General features: G+C 48.5%; 3 protein-coding genes. All 3 read right to left on the bottom strand.

The features are described 5' to 3' along the window. Positions 1-984 (bottom strand): UDP-N-acetylglucosamine 4,6-dehydratase (inverting) (gene pseB, locus KKF06_03165; GenBank protein ID MBU1616769.1); only part of this gene is annotated, 984 nt, incomplete at its 3' end. A gap of 14 nt (positions 985-998) precedes the next feature. Beyond that, positions 999-1,223, bottom strand: a complete 225-nt coding sequence (locus tag KKF06_03160) for a helix-turn-helix domain-containing protein (protein ID MBU1616768.1) — start codon at positions 1,221-1,223, stop codon at positions 999-1,001. 38 nt (positions 1,224-1,261) lie between these two features. Then, the coding region (locus KKF06_03155; GenBank protein ID MBU1616767.1) for an FAD-dependent oxidoreductase at positions 1,262-2,095 on the bottom strand (834 nt) is incomplete at its 5' end.

The raw sequence follows: 2,095 nt of genomic DNA, 5'->3' as shown, positions 1-2,095 counted from the left end.
CTTGATCATCTCTTGTAATTGTTTGATGGTCAGCCATTGTTTGTTCTTGTCGCTGCTGTAACTGAAACCCTCCGCGACCGCTTTCCCCTTAGCGTGATTGTCGCGGCTCCACCATTGGAAAGCAGGTTGAATGACATAACAATCATTTAATTCCAGGGTCTGGCGGGCATCGTCTTCCGAGATCATCACTTCATGCAACTTTTCTCCCGGACGAATGCCAACAATCTTAGTTTTACAATCCGGAGCGATCGCCTTGGCCAGGTCCATAATGTTCATGCTCGGGATCTTGGGAACAAAAAGCTCGCCACCGTGCATCCGTTCAAAGCTTTTAATCACGAATTGGACTCCTTGTTCCAGGGTAATCCAAAAACGGGTCATCCTTTGGTCAGTGATGGGCAAGACACCCTCTCTCGCTTTCTCTTTGAAAAATGGAACAACACTTCCACGGCTCCCAACCACATTACCATAACGAACAACGGCAAAACGAGTATCTCGCGATCCGGCATAAGAATTCCCTGATATAAAGAGTTTATCGGAACAAAGCTTGGTAGCGCCATAAAGATTGATCGGATTGCACGCTTTATCGGTGCTTAAGGCGACGATCCTTTTAACCCCTTTATCGATCGCCGCTTCAATAATGTTCATCGCGCCGTTTATATTGGTTTTGATCGCTTCCGAAGGGTTGTATTCCATCGCCGGGACCTGCTTGAGAGCGGCAGCGTGGACAACATAATCGACACCATCAAAAGCGCGCATTAACCGGTCTTTATCGCGAACATCGCCGATAAAGAAGCGGACAGCCCCCTGGCCTTTCAGGTGTTGCTGCATTTCAAACTGCTTCAATTCATCCCGGCTATAAACTATCAAGCGTTCCGGCTTGGCTTCTTTAAGGACCATATCGATGAATTTCTTGCCGAATGAACCGGTCCCGCCGGTGATCAGAACGCTTTGCCCGTCAAATATATGTTTCCGTTTATTTGCCATAATGATCTCCTTTTTTACTCTAACTCGTGAAGAACTTTGTTATAAACTTTTTTTATTTTAGCTGGTAATTTTGGATTGAGCAACTGGAGCAGATGTTTCCCTAAAATGCGGTATTGACCGCCGATCTTTGCGGCCCGCAAGACCCCTTTTCGGATCAGGCGGCGAAAGGTCGAATCGGAGATTTTCAGGAGCGAGATCGCTTCCTGGGGGGTATAAACTTCGTTCTCTTTGATCCCCATAACACCATTATAAAACAACGTTCAGGAGTTGTCAACTCCTAGTCAGAACTAGTCATCATTAGTCTTTTCACCATCTGGGCAATGGCCGGTGAGGCGGTCAAACCGGGCGATTCTATCCCGATCAAATTGATAAAACCAGGGCAGCCATTAGCTGATTCTTCCTTGATCACAAAGTCGCGGAATCCGTCATCCGGCCCCTGAAGTTTCGGCCGGATCCCGGAAGTATCGGGACTAAGCATCGCTTCCTTCAACCAGGGCAAATAGGTCTTGGCCGCTTGGTAAAATTCCAACCGTTTGGCCGGATCAACGTCATAGTTCAAATTCTCCCCGTAATGGGCATCGGGACCCAGCCGGATCTGGCCGGTCAGGTCGAGGGTGGCATGGACCCCTAGCCCATACCCTTTTTTATGCGGGACCGGGTAAACCAGGTGGTTTAGTTTCCCCTTGGCCCCGGGAATGGAAAAGTAATCTCCTTTGCAGGGATAAAGCGTATATTTCAGCTTCTTAACATCAAAACCGGCCAGCCTGGCGACCTGTTCGGAGCCCAGTCCGGCCGCGTTGATCACTCGTTCGGCCAGGACCTTTTCGCCATTAGCCGCTTCAATAAGATAGCCTCCCGGTTGCTTGCTTATTGCGGAAACTTCATGATTAAAAGCAAAAAGCGCCCCTTTTGCCAGAGCTTGCTGGTAGTAATATTTCATTAAACCGTGGGAATCGATGATTCCGGTCGTGGCCGACATTATCCCGGTCAGGGCAAAAATATTCGGCTCCAGCTTCTTCACTTCGGCCTCCGGTAGCAGGCTAATACCCGGCACGCCTATCATCAGGCAATTCTGATAGATCTTCTCGATCTCATTTTTTTCTTCTTCATT

This window comes from Candidatus Margulisiibacteriota bacterium (assembly GCA_018822365.1).
GTDB lineage: Bacteria > Margulisbacteria > WOR-1 > O2-12-FULL-45-9 > XYB2-FULL-48-7 > XYB2-FULL-45-9.
Note: the sequence above shows the minus strand (reverse complement) of the source record. Positions and strands in the feature narration are given on the sequence as shown.

Coding starts and splice junctions, on each gene's coding strand:
- KKF06_03160 (MBU1616768.1), bottom strand. CDS start 1,223: ATGGGGATCAAAGAGAACGAAGTTTATACCCCCCAGGAAGCGATCTCG.